At 69.5% G+C, this 20,939-nt stretch carries 25 protein-coding genes, 1 tRNA gene and 2 pseudogenes; 16 read left to right on the plus strand and 12 right to left on the minus strand.

Annotated features, from left to right (window positions below):
* Positions 1 to 467, plus strand: a pseudogene (locus tag AB0J09_RS26805) (phenylalanine--tRNA ligase subunit beta); the annotation flags it as partial.
* A 147-nt stretch (positions 468 to 614) separates the two neighbouring features.
* On the opposite strand, the pseudogene AB0J09_RS26810 reads toward AB0J09_RS26805, so the two are convergent.
* Positions 615 to 809: pseudogene (locus AB0J09_RS26810) on the minus strand (Uma2 family endonuclease); the annotation flags it as partial.
* A gap of 15 nt (positions 810 to 824) precedes the next feature.
* Positions 825 to 1,091, minus strand: a complete 267-nt coding sequence (locus AB0J09_RS26815; RefSeq protein WP_360696586.1) for a hypothetical protein — start codon at positions 1,089 to 1,091, stop codon at positions 825 to 827.
* Positions 1,092 to 1,162: 71 nt separating this feature from the next.
* Here AB0J09_RS26815 and AB0J09_RS26820 point away from each other — a divergent pair, with 71 nt between their 5' ends.
* Positions 1,163 to 1,396: a hypothetical protein gene (locus AB0J09_RS26820; RefSeq protein ID WP_360696589.1), complete on the plus strand. Its 234-nt coding sequence runs from the start codon at positions 1,163 to 1,165 to the stop codon at positions 1,394 to 1,396.
* A 113-nt stretch (positions 1,397 to 1,509) separates the two neighbouring features.
* Complete coding sequence (locus tag AB0J09_RS26825; RefSeq protein WP_360696592.1) at positions 1,510 to 2,274, plus strand: metallophosphoesterase family protein; 765 nt, start codon at positions 1,510 to 1,512, stop codon at positions 2,272 to 2,274.
* 1 nt (position 2,275) lies between these two features.
* Here AB0J09_RS26825 and AB0J09_RS26830 read toward each other — a convergent pair whose 3' ends face one another.
* From AB0J09_RS26830 to AB0J09_RS26845, 4 genes are all read right to left on the minus strand, one after another.
* Entirely contained in the window at positions 2,276 to 3,565 is a 1,290-nt protein-coding gene (locus AB0J09_RS26830) for an MFS transporter (RefSeq protein ID WP_360696595.1), read from the minus strand.
* Between the two features lie 109 nt (positions 3,566 to 3,674).
* Positions 3,675 to 4,028: a nuclear transport factor 2 family protein gene (locus AB0J09_RS26835; RefSeq protein WP_360696598.1), complete on the minus strand. Its 354-nt coding sequence runs from the start codon at positions 4,026 to 4,028 to the stop codon at positions 3,675 to 3,677.
* Positions 4,029 to 4,045: 17 nt separating this feature from the next.
* Positions 4,046 to 4,456, minus strand: coding sequence for a hypothetical protein (locus AB0J09_RS26840; RefSeq protein WP_360696601.1), 411 nt, complete (start codon positions 4,454 to 4,456; stop codon positions 4,046 to 4,048).
* A complete protein-coding gene (locus tag AB0J09_RS26845) occupies positions 4,453 to 4,833 on the minus strand; it encodes a site-specific integrase (protein WP_360696654.1) in 381 nt (126 codons plus the stop codon). The genes AB0J09_RS26840 and AB0J09_RS26845 overlap by 4 nt, the downstream gene beginning before the upstream one ends.
* 96 nt (positions 4,834 to 4,929) lie before the next feature.
* On the opposite strand from AB0J09_RS26845, the gene AB0J09_RS26850 reads away from it, so the two are divergent.
* The 3 genes from AB0J09_RS26850 to AB0J09_RS26860 all read left to right on the plus strand — a co-directional run bounded on the left by AB0J09_RS26850 (position 4,930) and on the right by AB0J09_RS26860 (position 6,632).
* On the plus strand, positions 4,930 to 5,889 hold the full coding sequence (locus tag AB0J09_RS26850; protein ID WP_360696604.1) for a pyridoxal-phosphate dependent enzyme: 960 nt from the start codon (positions 4,930 to 4,932) through the stop codon (positions 5,887 to 5,889).
* Between the two features lie 117 nt (positions 5,890 to 6,006).
* Positions 6,007 to 6,180, plus strand: coding sequence for a hypothetical protein (locus AB0J09_RS26855; RefSeq protein WP_360696607.1), 174 nt, complete (start codon positions 6,007 to 6,009; stop codon positions 6,178 to 6,180).
* 11 nt (positions 6,181 to 6,191) lie between these two features.
* A complete protein-coding gene (locus AB0J09_RS26860) occupies positions 6,192 to 6,632 on the plus strand; it encodes a TIGR03618 family F420-dependent PPOX class oxidoreductase (RefSeq protein ID WP_360696610.1) in 441 nt (146 codons plus the stop codon).
* Between the two features lie 173 nt (positions 6,633 to 6,805).
* Here the strand turns inward: AB0J09_RS26860 and AB0J09_RS26865 are convergent, their stop codons facing one another.
* The 3 genes from AB0J09_RS26865 to AB0J09_RS26875 all read right to left on the minus strand — a co-directional run bounded on the left by AB0J09_RS26865 (position 6,806) and on the right by AB0J09_RS26875 (position 10,839).
* Complete coding sequence (locus AB0J09_RS26865; RefSeq protein ID WP_360696613.1) at positions 6,806 to 7,213, minus strand: hypothetical protein; 408 nt, start codon at positions 7,211 to 7,213, stop codon at positions 6,806 to 6,808.
* 169 nt (positions 7,214 to 7,382) lie between these two features.
* Positions 7,383 to 8,612, minus strand: coding sequence for a serine hydrolase domain-containing protein (locus AB0J09_RS26870; RefSeq protein WP_360696657.1), 1,230 nt, complete (start codon positions 8,610 to 8,612; stop codon positions 7,383 to 7,385).
* Between the two features lie 565 nt (positions 8,613 to 9,177).
* Positions 9,178 to 10,839, minus strand: coding sequence for a class I adenylate-forming enzyme family protein (locus AB0J09_RS26875; RefSeq protein WP_360696616.1), 1,662 nt, complete (start codon positions 10,837 to 10,839; stop codon positions 9,178 to 9,180).
* Positions 10,840 to 10,926: 87 nt separating this feature from the next.
* Here AB0J09_RS26875 and AB0J09_RS26880 point away from each other — a divergent pair, with 87 nt between their 5' ends.
* Complete coding sequence (locus tag AB0J09_RS26880; RefSeq protein ID WP_360696619.1) at positions 10,927 to 11,757, plus strand: cellulose binding domain-containing protein; 831 nt, start codon at positions 10,927 to 10,929, stop codon at positions 11,755 to 11,757.
* A gap of 45 nt (positions 11,758 to 11,802) precedes the next feature.
* Here AB0J09_RS26880 and selD read toward each other — a convergent pair whose 3' ends face one another.
* Positions 11,803 to 12,804 carry a selenide, water dikinase SelD gene (selD, locus tag AB0J09_RS26885; protein WP_360696622.1) on the minus strand — a complete coding sequence of 334 codons (1,002 nt, stop codon included), beginning with the start codon at positions 12,802 to 12,804 and terminating at the stop codon, positions 11,803 to 11,805.
* Positions 12,805 to 12,822: 18 nt separating this feature from the next.
* Here selD and AB0J09_RS26890 point away from each other — a divergent pair.
* The 9 genes from AB0J09_RS26890 to AB0J09_RS26930 all read left to right on the plus strand — a co-directional run bounded on the left by AB0J09_RS26890 (position 12,823) and on the right by AB0J09_RS26930 (position 19,229).
* A tRNA-Sec gene (locus tag AB0J09_RS26890) sits at positions 12,823 to 12,916 on the plus strand.
* Between the two features lie 44 nt (positions 12,917 to 12,960).
* A complete protein-coding gene (gene selA, locus AB0J09_RS26895; protein WP_360696625.1) occupies positions 12,961 to 14,223 on the plus strand; it encodes an L-seryl-tRNA(Sec) selenium transferase in 1,263 nt (420 codons plus the stop codon).
* On the plus strand, positions 14,214 to 15,986 hold the full coding sequence (gene selB, locus AB0J09_RS26900) for a selenocysteine-specific translation elongation factor (protein WP_360696628.1): 1,773 nt from the start codon (positions 14,214 to 14,216) through the stop codon (positions 15,984 to 15,986). The genes selA and selB overlap by 10 nt, the downstream gene beginning before the upstream one ends.
* Positions 15,987 to 16,210: 224 nt before the next feature.
* Positions 16,211 to 16,645, plus strand: coding sequence for a hypothetical protein (locus tag AB0J09_RS26905; RefSeq protein WP_360696631.1), 435 nt, complete (start codon positions 16,211 to 16,213; stop codon positions 16,643 to 16,645).
* Positions 16,645 to 17,175 carry a MauE/DoxX family redox-associated membrane protein gene (locus AB0J09_RS26910; RefSeq protein WP_360696634.1) on the plus strand — a complete coding sequence of 177 codons (531 nt, stop codon included), beginning with the start codon at positions 16,645 to 16,647 and terminating at the stop codon, positions 17,173 to 17,175. The genes AB0J09_RS26905 and AB0J09_RS26910 overlap by 1 nt, the downstream gene beginning before the upstream one ends.
* Complete coding sequence (locus AB0J09_RS26915; RefSeq protein WP_360696636.1) at positions 17,172 to 17,702, plus strand: hypothetical protein; 531 nt, start codon at positions 17,172 to 17,174, stop codon at positions 17,700 to 17,702. The genes AB0J09_RS26910 and AB0J09_RS26915 overlap by 4 nt, the downstream gene beginning before the upstream one ends.
* An 18-nt stretch (positions 17,703 to 17,720) precedes the next feature.
* A complete protein-coding gene (locus AB0J09_RS26920) occupies positions 17,721 to 18,068 on the plus strand; it encodes a hypothetical protein (protein WP_360696639.1) in 348 nt (115 codons plus the stop codon).
* Positions 18,069 to 18,174: 106 nt separating this feature from the next.
* Positions 18,175 to 18,750, plus strand: a complete 576-nt coding sequence (locus AB0J09_RS26925; protein WP_360696642.1) for a hypothetical protein — start codon at positions 18,175 to 18,177, stop codon at positions 18,748 to 18,750.
* Positions 18,751 to 18,860: 110 nt separating this feature from the next.
* The gene (locus AB0J09_RS26930) at positions 18,861 to 19,229 is read left to right on the plus strand and encodes a hypothetical protein (RefSeq protein ID WP_360696645.1); all 369 of its coding nucleotides are present in this window, start codon (positions 18,861 to 18,863) and stop codon (positions 19,227 to 19,229) included.
* 14 nt (positions 19,230 to 19,243) lie between these two features.
* Here AB0J09_RS26930 and AB0J09_RS26935 read toward each other — a convergent pair whose 3' ends face one another.
* Positions 19,244 to 20,065 carry a carbohydrate ABC transporter permease gene (locus AB0J09_RS26935; RefSeq protein ID WP_360696648.1) on the minus strand — a complete coding sequence of 274 codons (822 nt, stop codon included), beginning with the start codon at positions 20,063 to 20,065 and terminating at the stop codon, positions 19,244 to 19,246.
* A partial coding sequence (locus AB0J09_RS26940; protein ID WP_360696651.1) for a sugar ABC transporter permease occupies positions 20,062 to 20,939 on the minus strand: 878 nt, incomplete at its 5' end. The genes AB0J09_RS26935 and AB0J09_RS26940, both read right to left, overlap by 4 nt.

Here is a 20,939-nt window from a genome sequence, read left to right on the forward strand (position 1 = left end):
GGCACCCCGGCCGCTGCGCCGCCCTCTACGTGGGCGACACGCTGGTGGGGCACGCGGGCGAGCTGCACCCGCGCGTCATCGAGGCGTACGGGCTGCCCCAGCGGACCTCGGCCATGGAGCTGGAGATCTCGCGGCTGGAAGCGGCCATGCCCGGCCCGGTCCAGACCCCGCCGGTGTCGGCCTACCCCGTGGCCACGCAGGACGTCGCGCTGATCGTGCCCGACTTCACGCCCGTCGCCGACGTGGAGGCCGCCCTGCGCGACGGGGCAGGCGAGCTGCTGGAGTCGATCCGGCTGTTCGACGTGTACGCGGGGGAGCAGGTGGGCGAGGGGAACAAGTCGCTCGCCTACACGATGCGCTTCCGGGCCGGGGACCGGACGTTGACGGTGGAGGAGACGACGGCGGCACGCGACGCGGCGGTGGCCATGGCGGCCGACCGCGTGGGGGCTCAGCTCCGTAGCGCCTGAGCTGCTTCGAAGGGCTGGTACGGCGGGTGCCGTGCCAGCCCTCAGTCGATGTCGGTGAGGTCGATGTCGAGGTCGAAGGGCAGTCAGCTCCAGCCTGTCGCGGTGGATTCCGGTGAGTACGTAGGCCCCGGTGGCGGGGTCCAGCTCGTAGACGTAGACGACCAACCGGTCGGTCTCGGTCTCGACTCGCCAGAAGTGCGGGATCCCGGCCTCGGCGTAGAGGAGCGGCTTGCGCTTCCTGTCGCGGGATCTGGTGTCGCGGGTGACCACCTCGACGGCGAGCATGACGTCCTTCCCCCAGTAGAAGGTCCGGCTCGAGTCGTCTTCGCCGGTGAAGCGGATGACCGTGACATCGGGCTAGGGGCGCTGGTCCTCGTCGAGGATGATGGTCATCCGGCTCCGCACTCGCAGGCCCTGCGGCCCCCAGCGGCGAAGAGCGGACGTGAAGAGGGACCCGGCGCACGAGTGGATGGCGGTCTGGGGAGCGAAGAAGACCAGGCTGCCGTCGATCAGCTCCGCGTGGTTGGGCAGGCCCGGCAGGCGGTCGAGGTCTTCGGCGACGAGTCCCTCCGGGGGCGGGATGACCCAGGACGGTAGCTCTTCGACGTCATGCTCTGCTGTCATGACTCAAAGTTAGCGGTCGCAACTTTGCGTGCGTGTGGCATTCGATGAGGTGGATGGGAGAATGCGGTCGCATGAGGCAGTTGCTGGTGTTCGCCGATCGGGATGACGCCGAGGAAGCGGCGGAGACCCTCGGGGAGTGGTTTCCCTCGCTCGGGGTGCCGCGGGCGGTGCGGGAGACGCTGGCCGGGGAGGACGACGCCGAGGACGCGCAGTGGCTGGTCGTCCTCGAAGGGCTCGACGAGGCTGCGCTGGCCAAGGTGGATGAGCTGGTGGAGCGGTACGAAGGGTGGCGCGAGGCGGGCTGAGTCCGCTTAAAGCCGGTCGATCTCGGTGAAGTCGATGACCAATACACAGAATGAGCGTTCGTCGGACGCGAACTTCTCTCCCCGCGGTGGGTGGGTTCGGGGAGAGTGGTGGGATGCGTATCGCTGTGTTGTCCGACATTCATGGGGTGCTGCCCGCGCTTGAAGCCGTGCTGGCCGAGCCCGAGGTGGCCGGGGCCGATCTGATCGCGTTGACCGGGGACATGGCCGCGGGGCCGATGCCGGTTGAGACGCTTGACGTGCTCGTCTCGCTGGGGGAGCGGGCGCTGTGGGTCAACGGGAACGCCGACAGGGAGCTGGTGGAGGCGGTCCGGGGGAAGGACTGCCCGTATCCCGTGTCCAAGTGGGCGGCCGAGCAGCTTCGGGACGATCAGGTTGAGTTGCTGGCCGGCTTGCCCGATCGGCAGGTGGTCGAGTTGGGGCGGCTGGGGGGCACGTTGTTCGTGCACGCGACGCCGCGCAGGGATGACGAGATGATCCTCGTGGACAGTTCGCTGGAGCGGTGGGGTGAGGTGCTGGCGGGGGAGAGCGCCGACACCGTGGTGCTGGGGAACACGCACATGCCGTTCGTGCGGCTGGCCGATCGGGTGCTGGTCGTCAATCCCGGGTCCGTCGGGATGCCGTACGGGAAGGACGGGGCGCACTGGGCGTTGCTCGATGGCGAGACCGGGGCCGTGACCCTGCGCCGGACCCCGTTCGACGCGGCCCGGGCGGCCGAGCGGCTGGTCCGGGAGAGCGGGTTCGGCGGGATCGAGGAGTGGGTGGCGGACTACGTGACCGGCGTTCACTCCGATGCCGAGGCATTGCGGGTGTTCGCCAAGGCGGAAAACAGGGCGGAAAACAGGGCGGAAAACCGGTGAGCTAGGCGGCGGCCGCCTCTCTGCGGGCCTTCTCCGCCAGGGCGTGCTCGTCCGTTCTGGCGTCGTACCTGCGGAACTTCGGCAGCGCGGCGGCCAGGCCGAGCACGGCGGCCACGCACAGCAGGCCGCCCGACCCCAGGGAGAAGCGGGTGCCGCCCACGTTGGCCATCAGGCTGGCGCGGGCGTTGCCCAGCATCGGGCCGGACGCGTACGAGAGGAGCTCGATTCCGGCCAGGCGGCCGCGGAGCTCCTGCGGGATCGTCTGGTTCCACATCGTCATGCGGAAGATGCCGCTGACCATGTCGGCGGCCCCCGCGAGCGCGATGCAGACGACCAGGACCCAGACGTTCGGGGCCAGCGCGCACAGGGCCACCGCCGCGCCCCACAGCGTCGCCGCCACGATCACGCCGAGGCCCTGGCGCTGGACGCGGGCCGCCCAGGCGCCGGTGAGCGAGGCGATCAGCGCGCCCACAGCGGCGGCCGAGTACAGCAGTCCCAGCGCCTGCGGAGCGCGCAGTTCGTCGGCCAGGAACGGGAACAGCGACGTCGCCATGGCGAACACCATGGCCGCGATGTCCACCAGGTACGTCCCCATCAGGTCGCTGCGGCCCGCGGCGTACCGCACGCCCTCGACCAGCGACTTGAGCGACGCGGGGGCGGCGTCCTCGGCGGGCGGCAGCGACCTGATCCGCCACAGCAGGGCCAGTGACAGTACGAAGCTCAGCGTGTCGACGCCGTACGCCGCCGCCGAGCCGTACGCCGTCACCAGCAGGCCGCCCAGGGCCGGGGCCACGATGGCGCCGAAGTTCCAGCGCATGCTCGACAACACCGCCGCCGCGGCCTGCTGCTCGTGCTTGACGACCTGCTGGAACACGGCCTCCAGGCTCGGCCGTTGCAGGCAGGAGATGCCGGTGGAGATGGCGCCCATCACGTACAGGACCCAGACCTGAGGGCTCGGGAGCAGTGCGTTGACCATGAGGGCGGCCGAGGTGACGAGGAGACCCAGCTCGCTCAGGACGATGATCTTGCGGCGGTCGAGCGCGTCGGCGATCGCCCCGCCCCACAGACCGCACACCACCATCGGGACGAACTCCGCCAGGCTCACCAGGCCCACCGCGACGTAGGAGTCCGTCAGCTGCTTCATCTGGTACGGCACGGCGACCATGGTGATCAACGTGCCGAACATCGTGATGACGCCTGAGCTGAAGAGGAGGCGGTAGTCGCGGGAATCGCGGAGGGGGCTCAGGTCTATGGAGAGGTGGCGGAGTAGGCGCTTCAGTCCATCGGGCACGAGGGTCAATTGTCTGATGAGGGAGGTGATCAGGGCAAATCGATTTCAGCGATGTCGTGAAAAGGCAGAGACCCCCGCCGGAGCGGGGGCCTCGGGGTGAGGAGTCGGATCAGGCGGCCGGGACCTTGTCCAGGAAGCCGAGGACCGAGCGGATCCGGCCGTCCTCGGCCAGCTCCACCACGTCGAAGCCGACCACGATCGGCTCCCCGCCCTCCGGGCCGAGGTGCCAGGTGAAGCGGGCGATGTGGTGGTGGGCGTCGTACACCTCGCCCGGGGTGAACACCAGGCCGGGGAACATGCCCTGCGCACCCTCGATCACCGCGGCGATCCCGGCGTGGCCGCTCACGTCGGCCAACGGGTCGGTGTAGGTGCCGTCCTCGGTCCACAGTTCGGCCACGGCCTTGGCGCGGGCCTCGGGGACGGTCTCGTTCCAGGCGGCGATGTAGCGCTCGATGAGGTTCATGATCATTTCCTTTGTCGTTAGTTGTTGCGGGTCTTGCGGAGGCCGGTGATCTGGAGCTCGGCGAACACACCGACCACCAGGGCCTGGGCGATGGCCCAGACCGCGCCGACCGTGGTGAGGTCCGCGGCGCCGGTGACGACGACGGCGATGCTGCCCAGAGTCCAGATGATGTTCAGTGCGATGACCGCCCTGGTGGCGGCCGGGCTGATCGCGCGGCGAGTGGCCAGGAGGCCGACCGCGGCGCCGTACACGAGGAGGAAGGCGCCGATCCCGCGCAGGAGGCCCGCGCCGGGGCCGAGCAGATCGCTCACCGGCGCGGCGAAGGCGAGGTAGACCAGCCCGTTGACGCCGGTGACGACGGCGTCGGCGGTCAGCGCGAGGCGCAGGAACTTCGTCCGGTCGGCGGTGACGGTCAGGGCGGTGGTCATGTCGGCTCCCTTGCGACGGCTTGTTGCGACACCTGAACGATGTCAGCCGGCACGTAGGGAGCGCGATTACCCGCCACGTAAAGGCCTTCGAGGAGGCTGAGTGCGGAAATTAGCGACCTGTGACTTCTTTGCCCTGTCAGTGATGAGGGCATCCAGAACGCCGGCCTTGTCGGCTTCGGTGGGCAGCTCTGGTGACGGGTGGTGTCCAGCGAGCCGTGGCCGAGGAGTTCGGCGAGGATGGGTTCTTTGCCGTCGCGGATGAGCTGGGTGGCGAAGGTGTGACGCAGAACGTGCGGGCTGACTGCTACGCAGCGACAAGCGCGGTGCCCTGCCTGTGATTGCCGAGCATCCTCTTCTGCCGCGGAGACGCGGCGCAGACGCCAGTGGTCGAGTTATTACGCACGGTGACCGATCCAGCGACAAATGGGCGCCGGCTGTCAAGGCGACGCTTCTGTGGGGTACGTTGTCGTGTCGTGCTCAAGACGCGCCTCGATCTTGACCGGATCCGCACGGCTCGCCGCGTGATCGACCCGATGTTTCTGGACACTCCGCTGTTCCGGTGCGACGCCTTGGGACGCGCGCTTGGCTGCGCGGTGAGTATCAAGCTGGAGACGGCGAATCCGGTCCGCAGCTTCAAGGCGCGGGGCACCGAGCTGGTCGCGAGCCGGCTGAGCGACCAGGGACGGACAGCCGCGGTATGCGCCAGCGCCGGCAACCTCGGCTGGGCGCTCGCTTGGTCGGGTCGCCGCCGTGGCATCGAAGTGACGGTCGTGGCATCGCGCCGGGCACCCGCCGCCAAGCTCGATCGGATTCGCGCTCTGGGCGCGGCACTGGAGTTGGTCGACGGCGACTTCGAAATGGCCCGAGAGCGGGCGGCCGGGATCGCGCAGCGGCGCGGTGTCCGCCTGGTCGAGGACAGCCTGGACATCGAAACCTGCGAGGGTGCGGCGACCATCGGCCTCGAACTGGCGCCACGGGCGTCCTCCTTCGACGCTGTCCTGATCGCCCTGGGAGGTGGCGCCATGGCCACCGGCGTGGGCTACGTCCTTAAGGCTCTGGCGCCCGGAGCCGAGGTGATCTGCGTGCAGCCCCATGGCGCACCCGCGATGACCCGCTCCTGGCACGAGCGCCGGGTCATCGCCACCGACTCCACTGACACCATCGCCGACGGCGTCGCCGGTCGGCACCCCATCCCCGCCGTCCTGGACGACCTCCTTAAGGTGGCCGACGACGCCGTCCTGGTCCAGGAGACGTCCATCGTCGCGGCCATGCGGATGCTCCTGGAGCATGCGGGTCTGGTCGTCGAACCCTCAGCGGCCCTCGGCGTCGCCGCCGTCCTGGAAGACCCTGACCGCTTCGCCGGCCGCCACCTGGTCACCATCATCTGCGGCAGCAACGTCGACCTGGACGACTATCACCGCTGGGTCCACTGAACAACAGCAGCACCAGGCTTCGGTCCCCCTCGCTGTGGTAGTACGGCGCGAACAGGATGTACGGCAGGTGCCAGGCGATGCCGGCGCCACCCGTCTCTGGAATACCCCTCTCGCGTGATGACGAGCAGCATCGCCATCACGACGAGCAACGGCGACAAGGCGAGGACGAGCCCTCCGGCGATGTTGGCGGAGTTCCAGTTCTCCACCACCTGCAGGCATTCGTGGATCTCCCGCCGCAACTCCTCGCCGATGATGCGCCCCTATCTGCGGTTACTCCGCGGAGCTGGTTAGGGTGTGGCGCTATGACATCCTTCGACGAGGCGGCGGCACTCGGGCGTGCGGAGAGCGGGCTGGCGGTCATCTCCACGCTCCGCGCCGCCGCGACGATCCAGACATCCGTGGTGAACGTCGCCTTCATGTCGCATCCGCTGACAGGGGCGGAGGTCGCGGCGTTCGTGACCTACGGCAAGGTGAAGCTGGCCAACTTGCGGTTGCGCCCGCAGATGACCGTGACTGTGCGTTCGGGGTGGCAGTGGGCGGCCGTCGAGGGCACCGCCGAGCTCGTCGGGCCGGACGATCCGCACCCGGAGGTCGACGCCGAACGCCTGCGGGTCATCCTGCGCGAGATCTTCACGGCCGCGGGCGGTACGCACGACGACTGGGACACCTACGATCGGGTGATGCGGGAGCAGCGCCGCACCGCTGTGTTCGTGACACCGGTACGGATCTACAGCAACGGTTAGCCACGGGGGCGATGGCGATCGTCCTCCGCGTTCAGTCGGACCGCGATCTTGACGAACCCGGCGGGATCGTCGACCAGTTCTGCCTGCTCGGCCCGGCGTCCGCGCCTGTGGACCGGCCGGCCGGGCTCAGCGAGCTCGGCCGGCCGGTCCGGAGAGGACCCCGGGACATCCCGTCAAGCGGCGTCGAGGGCTTCGGTGATCTTGCGGGTCATGTCGGCCATGGTGGGGCTGGGCCGGCCCAGGTGGGTGCGGGCGGCTGCTTCGATGGCGATGAGGACGGTGCCGCGGAAGTTGTCGGCCTCTGCCGGATCCTGCTTCTTGAGCAGGCTCATGGCTGCCGTCAGGGCCGGCAGCACGTGGTCGGCGATTGCGGCTACGGACTTGCCGTTCAGGTTGATGTCCCTGGTCTTTTCGGCGAGCACGTGCCCGACCAGGCCGGTGGCGGAGGCCAGGGCGATGGAGCCCTCGGTGGCGACCTTGTGGGGCTTGCCGGCGGCATCGGCGGCGGACATCAGCGTGACAGCGCCGTAGGCGGCGGTGCGCAGGGTGGATTTGTCCTGGTCGGTCAGGGTGATGGACATGGTGGTGTGGTCCTTTACATCTGTTCTGAAAGTCAAGTGAACGGGTGGATGGTGGAATGCGGTCCTGGTGGTGCCCGGGGTATCTGGCTTGCTGAGGTCGGGGTCGCCCGGGGGATGTCACCCTTGGGCGACCTGACCTTGGCGAACGGGGCCAGGACCGGGCTCGGTGTCAGTCGTCGATTGCCTGGTAGAGCGTGGTCCAGAAGTCGTGGATCAGCCGCGCCGGATCCGGGACGGACATCCCGACCTGGGTGAGCAGGATTCCGGTGAGCTGGTTGGCCGGGTCGGCGTAGGTCGAGGTGCCGCTTCCGCCGTCCCAGCCGAACTGGCCGATGGGCGCGTAGTCGCCGCGGTAGGTGCGCACCGCCTTCCCCATGCCCCAGCCGCCGTGCTGCCCTTGGCCGAAGGACACATGGACGTTGTTGGTGGCCATGGCGTTTCGGGCGGCGTTTTGCTCGGGTGTGAGGCGGTTGGTGGTCATCAGCTCGACGGCGGGCCGGGACAGGATCCGTTCGCTGCCGTGCCTCCCGCCATTGAGCAGCATCCGGAAGTAGGCGTGGTAGTCGTCGACGGTGGAGACCAGCCCGCCGCCGCCGCCCGGGAAGGCCGGAGGCTGGCTCCACCGTCCCCCCGCGGGCTCGTCCCACACGAGGAACTCTCCGGTCTGCGGGTCGGGGGCATACAGGGTCGGCAGCCGGTCGATCTTGCCGGCGGGCACGTGGAAGGCGGTGTCCTTCATGCCCAGGGGGCCGAAGATGCGTTCACGCAGGAACGTCTCGAACGACTGGCCCGTGACCCTGGCCACCAGCACGCCGAGTAGATCGTTGCTGATCTGGTACTGCCAGCGCTCGCCGGGCTGGTGCATCAGCGGCAGCGTGCCCAGGCGGCGCATCCACTCATCCGGCTCGGGCATCGGCTCCGGCAGATCGGGCGTGAGCCCCTGCTCGAAGATCGCGCCCATGATCGGAGTGCCCAGCGACGTCATATCCATGCCGAGCCCGAACGTGGAGGTCAGCAGGTCCCGTACGGTGATCGGCCGCCGCGCCGGCACGGTGTCGTCCAGCGGGCCGTCGATCCGCTTCAGCACCCGCCGGTCGGCGAGTTCCGGCAGCCACGGCTCTACCAGGTCATCCAGCCGCAACCGGCACTCATCCAGCAGGACCATCGCCGCCGCGATCGCGACCGGCTTGGACGTCGAGGCCATCCGGAAGATCGTGTCCCGGCGCATCGGCGCGCCACCGTCCTGGCGCATCGTCCCGATCGCTTCGACGTGCGTCTCATCGCCCCGGCCGACCAGGGCGACGAGCCCGGGAATCTTCTTGGACTCGACATGCCGTGCCAGCACCTCACGCAGTCTGCGCAGCCCTGTTGCGGAGAAGCCGCTGTTGCTGTGTCCCATCATGAATCCCCTTACCTACAGTGTTCGATCTTGCGAGACCCGTCCCGGCGTGGCGCTCATGGGCTTCGATGGGCGACGCACGAGGGTCGGGGGTGAGTCCGGCGTGGCCTAGTTCGCAGCCCCGAGGCCGCAATCGCTGGACCGTTCATGGCATTCACCATCGCCGACCGCTCTGATACCGGGCTGTCGCCGTCCTGACGCTGCCGCTGACACGACACCGCATGGTCGACGGCGAGCGCGAGGGTTCGGCGATGGGCTGGAGGAGCGGCGGGAGTGGATGTCGCTGCTCGGGCGGGATGAACGCCGCCTTGATGGGCGAGCGACCCGGGCCGTGCCCAGGATCGCGCTGCGCCGGCTGCAGAGCCGCCGCGACATCCCGCTGCGGGAGAAGGCCCCGTGGCGTACCCGCCTACCTCTGACGGTGGCCGGCCTGACGGGACGTGATCATCTCTACCGCCAAAATCCGTTCCGATCCCCGCGGGCCTAAAGGGCAGGGTCCAGCGAGCGGCGACGCTTGACGGGCTCCCAGGAGCGGCCCGGCCGCCTCTGGGAGCCCGTCAAAGGGCTACGCGCCCAGGATCTCCCTGCGGAGGTGGGTCTTGAGGATCTTGCCGCCGGGGTTGCGGGGCAGCTCCCCCTCCCGGAACCAGATGTGGGCGGGGATCTTGAACTTGGCGATCCGGTCGCGGAGGAACGACTGCAGGTCCTCCGTGGCGACCGAGGTGCCCGGCGCCAGCCGGATGACCGCGCCCACCTCCTCACCCAGCTCCTCGTGCGGCACGCCGATCACCGCCGCGTCGTCCACCGCCGGGTGTTCGAACAGGGCCGCCTCCACCTCCGCGCTGTAGACGTTCTCGCCGCCCCTGATCACCATGTCCTTGGCGCGGTCAACGATGTAGACGAAGCCCTCGTCGTCGATCTTGGCCAGGTCGCCGGTGTGCAGCCAGCGGTCCACGAAGGTTTGCGCCGTGGCCTCCGGCTTGTTCCAGTAGCCCATGATGACGTTCGGGCCGCGTACGCACAGCTCGCCCACCTCTCCGGGCGGCAGCTCGTTGCCCATCGGGTCCACCACGCGCACGTCCACCACGGGCGAGGGCAGGCCGATGCTGTCGGGCTTGGCCTGGTAGTCGGCGCCGCCGTTGCCGATGGCCAGGGCGCTCGTCTCGGTCATGCCGTAGCCGTTGGAGGGGGCGCGGTCGGGGAGGTTCTGGGTGATGCGCTCCAGGAGCTTGGGCGGGGCGGGGGCGCCGCCGTACCCGAGGGTGGTCAGGGACGACAGGTCGTACTTGCCGAAGTCGGGGTGGGACATGAGCTGCCAGGCGTTCGTGGGCACGCCGATCATGGCGGTCACGCGCTCGCGCTCGATCAGGCGCAGCGCCTGCTCGGGGTCCCACTTGTACATGAGCACCAGGCCGCCGCCGCTGAACATGGTGGTGGTCAGGGCCGAGAAGCAGCCCGTGACGTGGAACAGGGGGACGGTCAGGAGCGTGACCCTGCGGGTGGCGGCCGCGGCCGCGATGTCCTTGCCCGCCATGGCCACCGCGCGCATGAGGCCGAAGGCGACGGTCATGGGGGACTGGCCGAGGTTGCGGTGGCTGCCCAGCGCGCCCTTGGGGCTGCCGGTCGTGCCAGAGGTGTAGAAGATCGTGGCGGGGTCCTCCGGGGACAGCTCGACGTCGGGGAGCCGGACGTCGGCGGCGACCTCGCCCATCACCTCGTCGAACGCACGCGCGCCCGCCGGGACCTCGCCTCGGGTGACGATCAGGGGGACGCCCGTCGAAGCCAGCCTGGCGGCGCGCTCGCCGTCCGCGATCAGCACCTTGGCGCCGGAGTCGCTCACACCGTAGGCCAGCTCGGCCTCCGTCCACCACGCATTGAGCGGTACGGCGACGGCACCGGCCGCCAGCGCGGCCGACAACGAGACCACCCATTCCGGGTAGTTGCGCATGGCCACGCCCACCCGGTCGCCCTTCCGCACCCCGTACTCCTCGACCAGGCGGTTGGCCAAGGTCGCCGCGCGGCGGAAGTGGTCCTCGAACGTGATGTGCTCGTCCTCGTACACGAGGAAGACCTTCTCACCGTGGAACCTGCTCATCTCCAGCAGCGCCCGGAAGTGGGTCGGTGCGTGCTTCCACGTACGTACCCCGGTGTCGCCGATCTCTTCGATCTCGAACAGCTGGCCGGGTCCGGTGAGCTGGGCCTGGACCTGGGCGTGCGAAAGAGACATGCGCAGAACTCCCGGCTGGTGGACGATTATTCTGGATAAATCACAGTACCGACCGGTAGGTACGTACGCCAGATGTGAAACTTTCATTTGTCTTCCGATAGTTTCTGGCGTTCAGCCTGGTGGGGATGCTCGCAGCCGTCCTCCTCCCGACCACCTCGGCCGACGATCTGGGGCTTCACCGACAAGTACTCCTGGGTGCCGGACACGTTCTCCGGGCAGGGCGCGGCCCTCATCTACGACGAGAACTACCAGCAGAAGCCGTCGTACACCGCCGTGCACGACGCGCTGGCCGATGGCTCGACCACCGACCCCACCCCGCCGACCACACCCGGCACGCCCTCGGCGAGCAACGTGACCTCGAACTCCGCCACGCTGACCTGGACCGCCTCCACCGACAGCGGCGGGAGCGGGCTTGCCGGGTACGACGTCTACCGCGAGCAGGGCACGACCGATCAGCTGCTCGGCCAGTCCACCACCAACTCGCTCGCACTGACCGGGCTGAGCCCCTCGACCCAGTACCAGGTGTACGTCCGGGCGCGTGACGGAGCCGGCAACGTGTCGGCGAACTCCGCCCTGGGCACCTTCACCACGACGGCCGGCCCCGGCGGCGGCGGTGGCTGCACGGCCGCCGGCACCGTGCAGACCCAGTGGGCCACCGGGTACGTCGTCCAGCCCGTGACCGTCACCAACACCGGGACCTCCAGCATCAGCGGCTGGACAGTCACCTTCACCCTGCCCGCCGGGCACACGCTGACCGGCTCGTGGAACGCGACCCTCACCGTCAGCGGGCAGACCGTCACTGCCAAGAACCTCGGCTACAACGGCACCCTGGCCCCGAACGCCAGCACCACCTTCGGCTTCCAGGTCAGCCGGCCGAGCGGCAACACGCAGACGCCTTCCGGCTACACCTGCGCGTAGCCTGCTCCGTCCCCTGGGGGTGATCGGCGCCCCCAAGGGACTGGTCTATTTCACGATCAGCACTGACTCGGCGCGGGGGACGAGCTCGCCGATGATCGGGTGGCCCGGGATCTCACCGGCGACGAGCAGCCCGCCCGAGGTCTGCGCGTCGGCCAGCAGCAGGCGTTCGTCTTCCGGAACGCCACCGAAGTCGCAGTGAGGCGCCACCCAGTCCAGGTTCCTGCGCGAGCCGCCGCTGACGTACCCGTCACGGACGGCCTCACGGGCGCCCGCGACGTACGGTATCGCGGCGCTGTCGATGACGGCGGTGACCCCGCTCGCCCGGGCGAGCTTGTACAGGTGGCCCAGCAGGCCGAAGCCGGTGACGTCGGTGGCGCATCGCACCCCCGACGCCACGGCCGCGCGGGCGGCGTCACGGTTGAGCGTCGTCATCACGGCGATCGCCTCGGCGAACACCTCGCCGGTGGCCTTGTGCCGGGTGTTCAGCACGCCGACGCCGAGCGGCTTCGTGAGGGTGAGCGGGACACCCGGCGCGCCGGCGTCCACGCGCAGCAGCCGGTCCGGGTGGGCGCGGCCGGTGACGGCCAGGCCGTACTTGGGGTGCGGGTCATCGATGCTGTGACCTCCCGCGAGATGGCAGCCGGCGGCCTGAGTGACGGCGAAGCCGCCGCGCAGCACCTCGGCAGCCAGTTCGAGGGGCAGGACCCCGCGAGGCCAGCCGAGCAGGTTGAGCGCCATGACCGGCTCGCCCCCGACGGCGTATACGTCGGACAGCGCGTTCGCGGCGGCGATCCGGCCGAAGTCGTAGGCGTCGTCGACGACCGGGGGGAAGAAGTCGGTCGTCGCCACCATGGCGTACGCGTCGCCCGGCACCTGGACCACGGCCGCGTCGTCCCCGTGGTCGATGCCCACGAGTAAGTCCCCCGCGGGGGATCCGCTGGAGCCGGTGCGGGCGAAACCGGCCACCAGCGTCTCCAGCTCGTTCGGGGGAATCTTGCAGCTACAGCCACCGCCAGTACCGTACTGCGTCAATCTGAGCTCTGTCATGAAACTATGATCACCTCTGGAGGCGTTTAGGTGCCTGGTGGCCCTCCTGGTCTTCAAAACCAGTGGCGTTGAGAATCTCAGCGCGGCGGGTTCGATTCCCGTCCGCCTCCGCTCATCGAGCAGCGGGGGAAGCCGTCAGTGGATCAACGCAGTCGCGTGCCGCGGACCGACAGCATGCTGTCCGACCCGCGGCTCGTCGCCGCCCAGGAGGCACTCGGACGCGAGCTGGTCAAGGCCGCGGTGCGGACGGCGCAGCAGCGTGTTCGCGCGGGCAACCTCAAGCCGGACGAGGCGGTTGAGGCGGCGCTGGCTCTGCTGCCGACAACGGCCAGTGGCATCAGCTCCGTCATCAACGCCACCGGCGTGATCGTGCATACCAACCTGGGCCGGGCTCCGTTGTCCCGTGCCGCGGTGGCGGCGATCAGGGCCGCCGCTGACTACGCCGACGTGGAGTTCGACCTGGCCGAGGGCGGGCGGGCACGACGGGGCCGTACGGCGCTTGCCGCGCTGGCGGAGGCGGTCCCGGAGGCGGAGGCGGTCCATGTGGTCAACAACAACGCGGCGGCGCTGGTCCTGGCCGCGACCGCCCTCGCCCAGGGCAAGGAGATCATCATCAGCCGCGGCGAGCTCGTGGAGATCGGCGACGGCTTCCGCATCCCCGAGCTCCTCCAGTCGACCGGCGCCAGATTACGCGAAGTCGGCACCACCAACCGGACGTCCCTGCGGGACTATCTGGACGCCTGCGGCCCGGAGACCGGCTTCATCCTCAAGGTGCACCCGTCCAACTTCCGCATCGAGGGCTTCACCTCCGAGGTGTCCGTCACGGAGTTGGCCACGGCCGGGCCGCCAGTGGTCGCCGACATCGGCTCAGGACTCCTGCGAGCAGAGCCGCTCCTGCCCGGCGAACCGGACGCCGCCGGCACCCTGCGCGGGGGAGCCGCGTTGGTCGCCGCCAGCGGGGACAAGCTGCTGGGCGGCCCGCAGGCGGGTCTCCTGCTGGGCGACGCGGCCCTGGTGGATCGGCTGCGCCGCCACCCCCTGGCCCGGGCGCTGCGGGTGGACAAGCTCACCCTCGCCGCGCTGGAGGCGACGCTGCGCGGCCCGCGCCCGCCGGTGCACGTCGCGCTGCACGTGCCCGCCGAAGAGCTCGCCGAACGCGCGCGGCGGCTGGCCGCGCGCCTGGGCGAGCGCGCGGAAGCGGTCGAGACCGTCGCCAGGGTCGGCGGCGGCGGCGCTCCCGGAGTGGAACTGCCCAGCGCGGGCATCGCCGTGGACGGGAAACTCGCCGTGCGGCTGCGCACCGGCAACCCGCCTGTGGTGGGCCGGGTCACCGGCGGGCGGCTGATCCTCGACCTGCGCACGGTCGACCCCGGCCAGGACGAGATCATCGCCGCGGCCGTGGAGCGCGCGTGTATGTGATCGCCACCGCCGGCCACATCGACCATGGGAAGTCGACGCTGGTCAGGGCGCTGACAGGGATGGAGCCCGACCGCTGGGCGGAGGAACGGCGCCGGGGCATGACGATCGACCTCGGGTTCGCCTGGACGACGCTGCCCGGGGGTGAGCGGATCGCGTTCATCGATGTGCCCGGGCACGAGCGGTTCGTCAGCAACATGCTGGCCGGGGTGGGGCCGGTCCCGGCGGTGATGTTCGTCGTCGCCGCCGACGGTGGCTGGCAGGCCCAGTCCGCCGAGCACCTGGCCGCGCTCGATGCCCTGGGCGTACGGCACGGCCTCGTCGTCGTCACCCGCTGCGATCTGGCCGACCCCATGCCCGCGGCACGGCAGGCACGTGAGCGCCTCGACGGCACCGGGCTGGCGGGGGCCGAGATCGTGACAGTGAGCGGGCTGACCGGCGAGGGCCTAACCGAGCTGGAGGCGGCCCTGGCCAAGCTCGTCGCCGGGCTTCCCAGCCCGGACGCCGAGGGAGCGGTCCGGCTGTGGATCGACCGGGTGTTCACCGTCAAGGGCGCGGGGACCGTCGTCACCGGCACGCTCACCCAGGGGACTCTCCGCATCGGCGACGAACTGGACATCGACGGCCACCGGGTCAGAGTCCGAGGGCTGCAGACGCTCAACCAGGAAAGGGACGTGGTCCACGCGACCGCGCGGGTCGCCGTCAACCTCCGCGGCGTCGACCGTGCGGCCCTGTCCCGCGGCATGGCGCTGGTCACGCCCGACGCCTGGCTGCCGACTCAGGTCGCCGACGTCCGGCTGGCTCCGGACGCGGGCCGGCGCGGTGAGGCCACCCTGCATGTCGGATCGGCCGCTGTACCCGTCCGCGTGCGGGCCCTGGGGACCGGCACGGCCCGGCTCACGTTCGACCGTGCCCTGCCGCTCAGGACGGGCGATCGCGCCTTGCTCCGCGAACCGGGCCGGCACGAGATCACCGCCGGCGTACACGTGCTGGACGTGCGCCCGGCTCCACTGCGGCGCCGGGGGGCCGCAGCGGCGCGGGCCGCCGAGCTCGGCGAGGCCGGCCTGCCCGACGCCGTCACCCTGTTGCGCTGGCATGGTGTGCTGTCGGGAGCCGAGCTGGCCGCGATGGGCTGTCCGCCGATCGGCGAGCCCGTGACCGGTGACTGGTTCGCCGACCCCGGGCACTGGTCGGCTCTGCGGCGCCGCCTCGCCGACCACGTCGCGCGCAGGCCCCCGCTGGATCCAGGGGTCACGCTCGAGGCCGCCGCGCAGCTGCTCGGACTGCCGGACCGCAGGCTCGCGGAAGCGCTCGTCGCGCCGCCGCTGACGGTCCGGTCGGGGCGCGTGGTATCGGCCGGCGGCACCTTGCCCGCACCCATCGCCAAGGCGGTGGCCGAGCTGACCGCCCACCTCTGCGGGCATCCCTTCGACGCCCCGACCCCCGAACGGCTCGCCGAGCTCGGCCTCACCGGCAAGGCGCTGGCGGCGGCGATCCGCTTCGGCACGCTGACATCGATCGGGAAGAACGTCGTGCTCCTGCCCGATGCGCTGGACCGGGCCGCTGACACGCTGGCGCGGCTCGCGTCGCCCTTCACAGTCAGGGACGCGCGGCTCGCTCTGGCGACCAGCCGCCGCGTCGCCCTCTCCCTCCTCGAACACCTCGACGCGCGAGGCGTCACCCGGCGCATCAGCGACGACCTGCGGATCTATCAGGCCCGTCACGGCTCGGCGACGGCTCCGGCGCGTGAGGATGACGGCCTGTAACGACGGTGCCGGGGAACGATTTTCGGCCGTCTGTCAGACTTTTTGGCCACCATATTGACAGCCATGATCACGGCAGCTCACACTGAATGCGCGCACTGGGCTGCGTACCAAAATTTCCGGATATCCCGTGAAATGCCCAGTGATGTTTCGTTTTCGGCGGAGGCCTTATGTCAGATGAGCAGCGACGTTTCCTGTCCAGGCGAAACCTTCTCAGAACCGGAACAGTGGCAACCGTCTCCACAGTGGCCGCCGGGGCTCTGGCGAGCGAGGCGCTCGCGTCGGCCACGACCGTCGAGGAGACCGCCAGGGTGACCGAGACCGCATCCGGCACGGTGACGGCCGTAGCCGAGCGCGACGGCCGTACCTTCAAGAACGTCTCCTACACCGGGTTTCCCGAGGGCGTGCTTCCGCGCGTCGGGGACCTCGTCACCGTCACCGACCGGGTCGCCGAGCTGGGGCTCGTGGCCCTTCCCCTGTGCACGTGGACGACGGGCGCGCCGAGCCGCGACAGCAAGGGCGTCGTGACCCTCAACGGCGTCAAGGCCGCTCCCTCACAGCAGCTCAGCGCCGCGGGGCAGAGCACGGTCCTCGTCGCGCTCATGGGCACGACGCTGCCGGACGCTCAGGTGCTCGACGTCAGATCACCCAGCACCGACTGATGCCGGAACTCCTCTCCCTCCTGGCCCGGTTCGCCGCGGCCACCCTCCTCCTTTACGCCGGAACACGAAAACTCGCCGAACCGCGCGACTTTCGCCTTACCCTGGCCGCCCTGGCGGTTCCCGGGAAAAGCGCGCTGGCGTTCGCCGTGCCGTCACTGGAAATCGCGACCGCGATGATGCTGGCAGCAATGCCGTGGCCCATGCTCACCGCCCTTATGGTGGGCATTCTCGGGCTTTCCTTCGCGGGCGCGGGCACCATCGCACTGCTCGGCGGTAAGAACATCGGATGCGCGTGCCTGGGCCGTTCGTCGCGGCCGCTCGGCGTCAGGCAGATCGCGTACCTGCCCCTGTGGGGAGCCCTGGCCGTGCTGGTGCTGGTGGACCAGAGCGGGCTGCGCGCCGAGCAGGGATTGTGGACTCTGGCAGCCCTGGCACTGGGCCTCGCCGTCCTGGCCGGGCTGCGAGGCCTCCCTCTCGCCCGGGAGAACCGCGTGTTCACCCGGGCCGTCGTCAACAAGGACGCTTCGTGATCGCACTCACCATAGCCGTCTGCATTCTCACCATCGTCGTGTTGATCTGCGTCCTGGCGCTGGTCGACCAGTACCGCACGCTCGAAGTGGTGCGCACCGAACTGGGGCTGAACGACACCCCAGAGGCGCTCGCCCTTCCCGAGGGACTGCCGACGCCGCCGTCCTCGGCCGGACTGCCGGCCGAGTTCGACGGGCACGAGCGCCTTATCGTGCTGTTCCTGTCGACGATGTGCTCCACATGCCAGACCATCGCCAAACGGCTGCGCGGCGAAGTGCCGCACGGCGTGCGGCTCGTCATCGAAGCACGCTCGCACGAGGATGCCGAGACGTGGCTGTCCGCGGCGAGGATGCCCGCCGACCGGGTCATCGTCGACGAGGAAGCCAAGATCGCCACCACGCTCGACATCACCGTGGCACCCTCAGCCGTCGTATTCCAGGACGGGAGGGCCGTGTCCGCCCAGACCATCCCGTCGTTCCGGCAACTCGAAGCGCTCCTGGCCGCGCCAGAACTCATCACCATCCCCTGACAGACAAGCAGGAGACGCATGACCACCATGCAGAACGCCGGGCCGGAGACCATCCGCACGGTCAAGGAACCGCTACGTCGCGCAGGAATGTACACGGCCGCCGGCGCCATCATCGCCGGGCTGGCCACCCTCCTCCAACCGAAGGAAGCCAAGGCCGACCCGCTCGGATCGCCGTGCTGCGCGCTGGCGACGAGCCGGTGGTGCCCGTACCCCGTGGACCGGCCCCGGTGGTACTGCCCGTCCGGATACAACCGCACCTACTGGACCTGCAAGGACGGCAGCGGCCGCACGGTGTACTGCGGCGAATGCACCACGTCCTCCTCCTGCTGGTCCGGCTCGTACTACTGCTCCATCTGGTACTACTGACCCTGGCATGCTGACCTACTGGGTGCTCTCACTGGCGGCTGTGGCGGGCTTCGCCCAGCTGTACAGCCCTTGAGGCCAGTCATTCATCGGAGTGATCCGCCCCTTCGTGCAAGGGGACTCTGAACTCGGCCGGCAGCGAGCCCGGTCGTTCATCCTCATCCTCACCGCCGCGCACGTCTCGACGGCGACTCTGACGGTGTTCGTCTTGTCGCAGTTGGGTCAGCTGATCTCCGGTGTGCTGCCCGCCTTCGCGGTCACCGTCGTCCTGGGCGTCGCGAGTGTGGCCGGCCTGGTGGTCGACCTCATCGCGGTCGCGCGGGGGCGCATGTCCTTGGGCCTGCGTCGCCAGACGGCCAAGGAACTGGCGCACACGACGGACACCTGGTGGGTGACACCGCTGCTGTGGGGTGGGGACACGGGCATCATCGGTACGACCTACCGGGTCTCGTTCACGTCGTGGGTCCTGCTGCTCGCGGCCCTCACGGGAGCGGCGCCTCCATGGCTGGGCGCGGTCTATGGCCTGGCCTTCGCGATACCGCTGATCCTTTCCGTCAGCCTCGGCCCGCCGACCAGCACGGGACTCATGCGCAGCCAGCGCTTGTGGACCAATGTTCGAGGCGCGCAGATGCTCGGAGTAGTCGTCATGGTGGCCCTGCCCCTGTGGACGGCCTGGACATGGTGACACGACGTTTCCGGTTGATCATCCGGGCTGCGGCATCCGTGGCCGTCGCCGTTCTGTGCGGCGGGTGCGATGCCGCGGCCCGGCCTGATGCCGAAGGAGAGGCACCGGCGGTGTGTGACGACACCATCCGCGCGGCGAAGGAGCTTCCGCGGGGGCTCCTGGACGCCGGCATCGAACGAGCCGTGGGCGAATCCGATATCTGGTTCATCGCGCCGGACGACGCCACATGGGGCGCTTCTGTGGAACCGGCCGGCAACGGGTTCTACGCCAAACGCCCGCTATGGACGTCCAGCGACAAGCCGCCGTCCGTAACGGTCACGGCGGTCGGGGCGGACGCCAAGGGAGCAGCGACCCTCAGCCCCACGTCGGAGGGGCTGCCGGGGCCGCTGCCGATGGGCGTCCACTTCCCCTCACACGGCTGCTGGAAGATCACGGCCACGTCGGAGAAGGGCCGAGCGGAGATCATCGTCAAGATCTGACTGCGGAATTCCCTTCAGCCCTTCACCGAGCCGGCGAAGCTGAAGGAACTCGCCAAATACTTGTTGACCGCCACGTACAGGACCACCGCGGGAGCCGTGTACAGGATCGAGAAGGCGGCCAGCTGACCGTACGCCACCTGGCCGTACTGCGAGAAGAACGTGTAGATGGTGACCGCCGCCGGCTGCTTCTCCGGCGTGTCCAGCAGGACGAAGGGGGCGAAGAAGTTCCCCCACTGGCCGACGAAGACGAAGATGGCCACCACGGCGATCCCGGGCGCCATCAAAGGGCCCACCACCGCTGTCAGCGAGCGGATCCAGCCGGCGCCGTCCACCCAGGCCGCCTCCTCCAGGTTCACCGGCACGCCGTCCATGAAGTTCTTCATCATCCAAATGGAGAAGGGCAGCGAACTCGCCGTCAGGAACAGCACCATCGCCGGTACGGAGCCGTACAAGTTGAAGCGGAAGAACATCGCGTAGACGGGCACGAGCACGGCCGTCACCGGCAGGCCCGTGGTGAACAGGAGGGTCAGCATGAAGTGGCGGCGGTATCGGAGCTGGTAACGCGACAGCGGGTATGCGGCCAGGCCCGCCACCAGGACCGTCAGCACCGCTGTGGAGCCTGAGATGACGATCGAGTTGATCAGGGGCAGGATGATCGTGTCCCAGGTCAGGACGGCCTTGAAGTTGTCCAAGGAGAAGGAGAGCGTGGGCTGGGCGGCCAGGCTGGCTTCGGGCTCGACCGAGGCGATCAGGACCCAGAGGAACGGGCCCAGGAAGGCCAGCGTGATAAGCGCGAGCGCGAGCCAGGCGCCGGCGCGGGCGGCGAGTCGTGTCATGCGTCCTCCACCTTGATCAGGCGCAGGTAGATCATCGAGAACAGCGCGCCGATCACGAGCATGACCAGCGCGATCGCCGAGCCGTAGCCGATCTCGAAATAGCGGAACGCCTGCTCGTACATGTACAGCGGCGTCGTCTGGCTGGCCGTGCCGGGCCCGCCGCCCGTCAGGGCGTAAATGAGGCCGAAGCTGGCCAGGGTCTGCAGCGTGATCAGCATGAGATTCGCCATGATCGAGCGGCGGATCAGCGGGAGCGTGATGTGGAGGAGGCGGCGGCCCGGTCCTGCGCCGTCCACCGCGGCTGACTCCAGCAGGTCGCCGGGGACCTCCGAGAGGGCGGCCGAGTAGACGAGCATCGAGAAGGCCGTGCCGCGCCAGATGTTCGCCAGGATCACCGCCAGCATGGGGGCGGTGTAGAGCCATTCCTGGGAGATGCCGAGCACCGTGTTCAGGGTGCCCTCCTCGGCCAGGAAGGAGTACCAGCAGGCCGCGGCCACGACCTCCGGCACCACCCAGGCGGCTATCACCACGCCGTTGACGACGCTGCGCGTCACCCGGCCGCGGCCGCGCTGGAGAAGCGCGATGATCAGGCCCAGGGTGTTCTGGCCGATGACCGCCGAGCCGATGACGAAGACGAACGTGAGCAGGAACGAGTTCAGGAAGTTCGGGTCGCCGAAGAGCTTGACGAAATTGGCCACGCCGACGAACCGCGAATGAACCGAGGCCGAGCCCGTCAGCGTCTCGTTGGTGAAGGCGATGTAGATGCTCCAGAGGATCGGCCCCGCCAGGAAGAGCGCGAGGAGCACGAGGGCAGGGCCGAGGGGGACGAGCCAGCGCAGAACGCCCCGCCGTGACGAGCCGCGTACCGGGCGGC

This window comes from Nonomuraea sp. NPDC049784, assembly GCF_040659615.1.
Lineage (GTDB): Bacteria > Actinomycetota > Actinomycetes > Streptosporangiales > Streptosporangiaceae > Nonomuraea.

Bases quoted from the DNA above. Each gene is read 5' to 3' on its own strand.
- AB0J09_RS26815 (WP_360696586.1), bottom strand. From the start codon at position 1,091: ATGACAGCAGAGCATGACGTCGAAGAGCTACCGTCCTGGGTCATCCCG.
- AB0J09_RS26820 (WP_360696589.1), top strand. From the start codon at position 1,163: ATGAGGCAGTTGCTGGTGTTCGCCGATCGGGATGACGCCGAGGAAGCG.
- AB0J09_RS26825 (WP_360696592.1), top strand. From the start codon at position 1,510: ATGCGTATCGCTGTGTTGTCCGACATTCATGGGGTGCTGCCCGCGCTT.
- AB0J09_RS26835 (WP_360696598.1), bottom strand. From the start codon at position 4,028: ATGAACCTCATCGAGCGCTACATCGCCGCCTGGAACGAGACCGTCCCC.
- AB0J09_RS26840 (WP_360696601.1), bottom strand. From the start codon at position 4,456: ATGACCACCGCCCTGACCGTCACCGCCGACCGGACGAAGTTCCTGCGC.
- AB0J09_RS26855 (WP_360696607.1), top strand. From the start codon at position 6,007: ATGACGAGCAGCATCGCCATCACGACGAGCAACGGCGACAAGGCGAGG.
- AB0J09_RS26860 (WP_360696610.1), top strand. From the start codon at position 6,192: ATGACATCCTTCGACGAGGCGGCGGCACTCGGGCGTGCGGAGAGCGGG.
- AB0J09_RS26865 (WP_360696613.1), bottom strand. From the start codon at position 7,213: ATGTCCATCACCCTGACCGACCAGGACAAATCCACCCTGCGCACCGCC.
- AB0J09_RS26870 (WP_360696657.1), bottom strand. From the start codon at position 8,612: ATGGGACACAGCAACAGCGGCTTCTCCGCAACAGGGCTGCGCAGACTG.
- AB0J09_RS26875 (WP_360696616.1), bottom strand. From the start codon at position 10,839: ATGTCTCTTTCGCACGCCCAGGTCCAGGCCCAGCTCACCGGACCCGGC.
- selD (WP_360696622.1), bottom strand. From the start codon at position 12,804: ATGACAGAGCTCAGATTGACGCAGTACGGTACTGGCGGTGGCTGTAGC.
- AB0J09_RS26910 (WP_360696634.1), top strand. From the start codon at position 16,645: ATGCCGGAACTCCTCTCCCTCCTGGCCCGGTTCGCCGCGGCCACCCTC.
- AB0J09_RS26920 (WP_360696639.1), top strand. From the start codon at position 17,721: ATGACCACCATGCAGAACGCCGGGCCGGAGACCATCCGCACGGTCAAG.
- AB0J09_RS26935 (WP_360696648.1), bottom strand. From the start codon at position 20,065: ATGACACGACTCGCCGCCCGCGCCGGCGCCTGGCTCGCGCTCGCGCTT.